6 protein-coding genes are annotated in these 5813 nt (G+C 69.9%); 2 read left to right on the top strand and 4 right to left on the bottom strand.

Features of this window, described 5'->3' with window-relative positions:
* Positions 1-236 precede the first annotated feature (236 nt).
* From FOH10_RS04740 to FOH10_RS04725, 4 genes are all read right to left on the bottom strand, one after another.
* On the bottom strand, positions 237-1802 hold the full coding sequence (locus FOH10_RS04740; RefSeq protein ID WP_143979770.1) for a molybdopterin-dependent oxidoreductase: 1566 nt from the start codon (positions 1800-1802) through the stop codon (positions 237-239).
* Positions 1803-1827: 25 nt separating this feature from the next.
* Positions 1828-2577 carry an anti-sigma factor gene (locus FOH10_RS04735; protein ID WP_143979769.1) on the bottom strand — a complete coding sequence of 250 codons (750 nt, stop codon included), beginning with the start codon at positions 2575-2577 and terminating at the stop codon, positions 1828-1830.
* A complete protein-coding gene (locus tag FOH10_RS04730; RefSeq protein ID WP_143979768.1) occupies positions 2574-3236 on the bottom strand; it encodes a sigma-70 family RNA polymerase sigma factor in 663 nt (220 codons plus the stop codon). Before FOH10_RS04730 ends, FOH10_RS04735 begins: the two co-directional genes overlap by 4 nt.
* Positions 3237-3361: 125 nt before the next feature.
* Entirely contained in the window at positions 3362-4006 is a 645-nt protein-coding gene (locus FOH10_RS04725; RefSeq protein ID WP_143979767.1) for a fasciclin domain-containing protein, read from the bottom strand.
* A 438-nt stretch (positions 4007-4444) separates the two neighbouring features.
* Here FOH10_RS04725 and sigK point away from each other — a divergent pair, with 438 nt between their 5' ends.
* Entirely contained in the window at positions 4445-5101 is a 657-nt protein-coding gene (sigK, locus tag FOH10_RS04720) for an ECF RNA polymerase sigma factor SigK (RefSeq protein WP_143979766.1), read from the top strand.
* A complete protein-coding gene (locus tag FOH10_RS04715) occupies positions 5094-5810 on the top strand; it encodes an anti-sigma factor (protein WP_143979765.1) in 717 nt (238 codons plus the stop codon). The genes sigK and FOH10_RS04715 overlap by 8 nt, the downstream gene beginning before the upstream one ends.
* Positions 5811-5813: the final 3 nt, after the last annotated feature.

The following is a 5813-nucleotide window of genomic DNA, read 5'->3' as shown; positions in this document are numbered from 1 at the left end:
CAAAACACTCCAATCGCCGATAGAAACCGTGGACTATCTCCGGACATGGCAGCAACTTCCCTGCAACGAGCTAGACAGGAAGTCGCACCGAACACCCGGACGGATTGGTCGGTTCACTGAAACGATTTGGCAATCGCCATAATTCAGACAAAATGCGCGGTCACTGGCGCGATGCGCTCGGTGCCACGCACGTGATCACGGTCGGTATGACCGCGATCCGCTGTGTGCAGCCGTGCTCAGCGCACGGTGATCACGCGGTTGTGCCACCCGGTGGAGCCGTCGGGGAAGGGCGGGGTGCGCTGCTCGGTCTGCCGCTCCCCCGTGCCGTCGGTGGCCCGGACGCGCAGGGTGTGCGTGCCCGATGTGGCCGTCCACTGCCAGGTCCACTGCCGCCAGGTGTCGACGGAATACTCCGCGGCGAGGGTCGCGGGCTGCCAGGGCTGGTTGTCGACCTGCACCTCCACGCTCGCGATACCGCGGCGCTGCGCCCAGGCGACTCCGGCGACCGTCAGCGGCCCCGCGGGCACGGTGGCGAACGACGCGGGAACGTCGATCCGGGAGGCGATCTTGATCGGGGCGCGGTCGGCCCAGCCGCGCTCGGTCCAGTAGGCCCGGGCGCGGTCGAAACGAGTCACCTCGAGATCCACCACCCATTTGGTGGCGGAGACATAGCCGTACAGTCCGGGCACGATCAGCCGTGCCGGATAGCCGTGATCGATCGGCAGGGCCTCGCCGTTCATGCCGATCGCGAGCAGTGCGTCCCGGCCGTCCAGCACCGTCGACAGCGGAGTTCCGGCCGTGAACCCGTCGATACTGCGGGACAGCAGCATATCGGCGTCTGGCCGCACCCCGGCCTCGGCGAGCAGGTCGGCCAAGGGATAGCCGAGCCAGCGGGCCGTGCCGACCAGGTCGCCGCCGACCTCGTTGGACACACAGGTGAGCGTGATGACGCGCTCCACGGCGGGGCGTCGGCGCAGCTCGTCGAAATCGAATTCCACTGTGCGGTCCGTCATTCCGTGTATCCGCAGTCGCCAGTCGGCACTGGCCAACGCGGGCAGTTGCAGTGCGGTGTCGACCCGGTAGAAGCGGTCGTTGGGGGTGAGCAGCGGGGCGATTCCCGGAACGGGCACTTCGGCCTCCGGCGGGATGGGCGGCGCTGTCCGGCGGGCAACGGGGAGCACGAATCGCGCCCGATCGGCCACCACGTCGCGCAGGCGCGCACCCAGCCAGCGACCGGTCGCCGCCGCACCGGCCGCGACCGCGCCCACGGCGACCGCGCCGGTCAGGAATCGCCGCCGCGACAATCCCTCCGGTTCCCCCGGGCGGGGCGTCGCGGTCCACACCAGGGCGCGCAGGGCCAGGATGCCGGCGACGATCCCCACCACGGTGGGTAGTGCGAACCACGGTGTGGCAGTGGGCCGTTGCAGCGCCGCCAGCGCGGTGACACCGCCCAGCAGGAGTAGGAGCGCACTGCCGATGGGCCGACGGCGTTCGAGCAGGCCCGCGATGGCCGCGCCGATGGACATCACCACGGCCATGGAGACGAACAGTGCCAGCTTGTCATTGCTGCCGAAGCGTCGAATCGCCGCTTCTTTCAAGGCGGTCGGCGTATTGTCGACCATGGTCGCGCCGAGTGCGAAGAACGGTGAGGACGCCGGATCGACGAATACCGCGACCAGATGCCCCACCCCGAGCACCGTGGCGGCACCGAGCATCCCGGCCAGCGCGGCCCGACCGCGACCGATCCCCGTGGCCGACGAATTCGGTCGGGAGCCGACGGTGGCACTGTTCGGATTCGACATCACGACTCCTTCGGATCGAGTCGGCTCAGGTGAGGTTGAGGCTGGCCACCGGTGGCGTCGTCGGCTGCGGGGAGCCGCCGGAGGGTTCGACGGTGATGGCCAAGGTGTCGGCGGGACCGAAACCGGCGATCACCGGCATGGTCGACAGCGCGTCCACGACGGCGGCCGACCGCGGCTCGCCGCCCAGCTCGACCAGCCAGATCTGATAGCAGCGGCCGACGGGCGGAACCGGTACATCCCGAAGGTCGACCGCCGCGGCACCCAGTAGCGCAGACGAGCGCACCACCACCTCGCCGCCGCCCGTGACCACGGCGGTGCGGGTCACCGCGTCTGGCTGCCGTTCGATCGTCGCCGCCGTCACCTCCCCGGAACCCGTTGGTTCCCAGGGGCGTTGGACGACGAAGCCGATGCCCGCGCCGAGGGCGATCACCAGCACCACGGCTGCCGCGAACCAGTCCAGCCGGGAGAACGGCCCCAGGCCACCATGTATCCGGTACCCCACACCGCGCCCACCGGCGGCGCGGATGACCCGGTCGAGGGCGCGCAGCAGCCGGCCTTCCAACTCCGCTGGGGGAGAGACCGAATCGACCACGGTGAGATCGGCCACGGTGTCACGGATAGCGACGACAGTGGCGTCGAACTCGGCGGCGGTGAATCGGTCGGCCCGCTCTCGGCGCGCCTCGATGGCCGCGCGCTCCGCATCGGACACGGCGTCGATCGCGTACGGGTAGGCGAGTTCGAGCAGGTCCAGATCGGGCCGCTCGGTGGTGCTCATCGGAGGTCACCTCCTGTCAGGCAGGCCGCCAGGCGCTTGAGCCCGTCGCGGATACGGGTTTTCACGGTGGGCACGGGTGTGCCCAGGTGGTCGGCGACCTCCGAATAGGTGCGCCCGCTGTAGTAGGCCAGCGCGAGGGTTTCCCGCTGCAACGGAGTCAGCGTCTCCAGGCAACTGCGCACGGCCCCCTCGTCGAAACTCTGCTCCACGGCTTCCAGTACGACGTCGTGGTCACGGCCCAGATGCAGGTGGCCGTAGGCGTTTTCCCGCCCGGTCGCCGACCGCTCCATGCGGATGCGGTCGACGGCCCGGCGATGGGTCAGCATCATCAGCCAGCCCATGGGACTGGCCATCCGCTCGTCGTAGCGACCCGCCAGCGACCACGCCTGGAGGTACACCTCCTGGGTGATCTCCTCGGCGGTGGATCGGTTGCGCAGCATGCGCAAGGCCAGGCCGTAGACGCGGTGGCTGGTCAGGCGGTACAGCTCGGTGAACGCCGCCCGATCGCCCCCGCCCACCGCCGCCAGCAGGCCGACGAGGCGTTCGGCGAGCTCCCGGTCCCGTCCCGGGCGGTCGGCGGGACAGGACGGCTGCGCCACCGCGGTCTGCTCCAGATCACGGAACAGCGGAACAACCGTCGAATGCTCGTCATCGGTCATGCGGGCACCTGCGGTATTCCTGCGAACTCGGCCGAGTTGAACGGGATTCGCGGCGTCGGCATCAGACTCTCGTTTCCTGGCGGCGTGGTGGACGTGAGCGACCATGGGCGTATCGGACCGTGCGCTCAGGCGGGCGGCATCAGCACGGAGTCGATCATGTAGACCGTCGCATTGGCGGTCTTGACCCCACCGCAGACGACCGCGGCGTCGCCGACCTTGATGTCGTCCCCGTTCCGGGTGACCGTGACCGATCCGCCCTCGACGGTCTGATGCGTTCCGGCGATCTCGTCGGGCGCGATCTGCCCGGGGACCACGTGGTAGGTGAGGATCTTGGTCAGCGTCGCCGAATCGGTCTTCAGGCCGTCCACGGTCTCGCTCGGGATCTTGGCGAAGGCCGAATCGACGGGCGCGAAAACGGTGAACTGCCCGCCGTTCAGGGTGTCGACCAGGTTCACCTCCGGGTTGAGCTTGCCCGACACCGCCGACACCAGGGTGGTGAGCATGGGGTTGTTGGAGGCCGCCACGGCGACCGGATCCTGCGCCATACCGCTCACCGAACCCGCGCCGGTGGGCACCTGTTCGGCGTACTCCATACAGCCGGGACCGACCAGGTCCGAGGCCGCGTCGGCGGTGGTCGTCGCGGCCGCCGTCGTGGTGGTCGACGAGGTCGCGGCGGTCGAATCGGACTGGTCATCGGAGCACCCGGTCACGACCGCGGTGGCGGCGGCCAGGGCGACGGCCACCGCGAGGGTGCGCTGCGACATCTTCATGATCATCTTCTTTCGTCGTGCGGCCCGCTTGCGCGACCGCGGAATTCGGGACGGGAGGGACTTCGGCCAGCCATGCCGGTCGGATTGGTGTCCTTTCCGCTCGGGCCTTCGCCTGGTCACCGGCCGCGGGTCGGGGGCGGCAGCGACCGGTGACGTCCAGCTGCGGGGCGGCTGAGACCCCGAGTACTCATGGCCGTCCACGAGTACCGAGAGGACTTCGCCCAGCCCCCGCCCGCGGTTTGGTGCCCGACGAGATTTCTTCGGACGACCACCGAAACGGACAAAATCCGCGCACAGACCAAACCGCGACGACGAGCGCGCCGAAATCGAGACAGGCGTGGCCGACGCACCGCTGCCCGGCGGGCAGTCGCCCGTCCACGCCCGCCCCACCGCACACCCGCGGTCATCCCGGTGACCGTTCGAGGGAGACAACCCGCTATGGCAGACGACCAGCGCTACTCGGTCCCTACCGACGATGCCCCTGAACGCGACGTCGCCCCGGCTTGTCCCCTACCCCGCGCGCGACCATCGTCCACCTTCAGCCGACGGCTCGCGGAGCTGCTCGCCAAGGTCGCGGCCGCGGACCGCGACGCCTTCACACAGTTCTACCGGTCCACTCAGGAACGTGTTTTCGGCTTGTCACTGCGCATCGTGCGCCGCCGCTCGGTGGCCGAGGAGATCACCCAGGAGGTGTACCTCCAGATCTGGGCCGAGGCGAGTCGGTACGACGAGCGGTTGGCCAGCCCGCTCGGATGGCTGATGATGCTCACCCACCGCCGTGCCGTCGACCGGGTCCGATCGGAATCGCACGCGCATCTGCGCGAGCTGGCGTACGGGTACCGCGCCATCGGACGCGACCACGACGCTGTCGCCGAGGCGGTGGGCCAGCGGTCCGAGGAGCGCGCGGTGGCGCGGTGTCTGACGACGCTGACCGATACCCAGCGCGACACTCTCGCGCTCGCCTACTACGACGGCCGCACCTACAGCGAAGTCGCCGAACACCTCGGCATTCCGCTGTCGACGGTGAAAACCCGTATCCGCGCGGGGCTGGAGCGCCTGCGGAACTGTCTGACAGGATCGGTGACCGATGTCTGACCCGCACGACACGGACCTGCTCGAGCTCGCATTCCCCTACGCGCTCGACGCACTCACCGAGGGTGAACGGGGCGCGGTCGAGCATGCGCTGGACACGGCCGATCCGGCTGTCGCGGAGGGCTTTCGCGACATGGTCCGCGATATCCGGGAGACCGTGGCAGCCATGACGGTCGTCGACGCGATTCCCGCTCCCGCCCATCTCGAGGGCGCACTACAGCGCGCTCTGGACACCGGTGCGCCACGGCTCACGGCGCTGCGTCGGGCTCGGCGACGGTCGCTGTGGTGGGTGGCGGCGGCCGTCATGCTGGTCGCGATCTCGATCACCGCCGGGGCGGCGCTGCTGCGCACACCCGCGCCGGACCACGGCATCACCGCACAGCAGATCCGCACCCAGGCCGATGCCCGCATCACCACGGTCCCGGTCACCGGCGGCGGTACGGCGACCGTCAGCGCGTCGGCGGAATTGGACGCGGCCGCCGTGTCCTTCGCGGCCGTGGCGGCGGCTCCGACCGGACACACCTATCAGCTGTGGCTGCTACCGGCCGACGGTCGACCACGTTCGGCCGCGGTCCTCGATGCCCTGCCCGCCGAGGCCGACCCCGTGGTGGTGCCGCTCGACCGCGCCGAAGGACTCGCGCTGTCGGTGGAGCCCGCGGGCGGGTCGCCGCAGCCCTCCACCGAGCCGGTTGTCGCCGTGCCGCTGCGGTGAGCG

It is taken from the genome of Nocardia otitidiscaviarum (assembly GCF_007362295.1).
In the GTDB taxonomy this organism is placed as follows: domain Bacteria; phylum Actinomycetota; class Actinomycetes; order Mycobacteriales; family Mycobacteriaceae; genus Nocardia; species Nocardia otitidiscaviarum.
The sequence above is the reverse complement of the archived record's forward strand: the minus strand, read 5'-3'. Positions and strand labels throughout refer to the sequence as shown.

What these genes read in the sequence shown, in the direction of transcription:
- FOH10_RS04740 (WP_143979770.1), bottom strand. Translation starts at nt 1,802, where the DNA reads ATGTCGAATCCGAACAGTGCCACCGTCGGCTCCCGACCGAATTCGTCG.
- FOH10_RS04735 (WP_143979769.1), bottom strand. Translation starts at nt 2,577, where the DNA reads ATGAGCACCACCGAGCGGCCCGATCTGGACCTGCTCGAACTCGCCTAC.
- FOH10_RS04730 (WP_143979768.1), bottom strand. Translation starts at nt 3,236, where the DNA reads ATGACCGATGACGAGCATTCGACGGTTGTTCCGCTGTTCCGTGATCTG.
- FOH10_RS04725 (WP_143979767.1), bottom strand. Translation starts at nt 4,006, where the DNA reads ATGAAGATGTCGCAGCGCACCCTCGCGGTGGCCGTCGCCCTGGCCGCC.
- sigK (WP_143979766.1), top strand. Translation starts at nt 4,445, where the DNA reads ATGGCAGACGACCAGCGCTACTCGGTCCCTACCGACGATGCCCCTGAA.
- FOH10_RS04715 (WP_143979765.1), top strand. Translation starts at nt 5,094, where the DNA reads ATGTCTGACCCGCACGACACGGACCTGCTCGAGCTCGCATTCCCCTAC.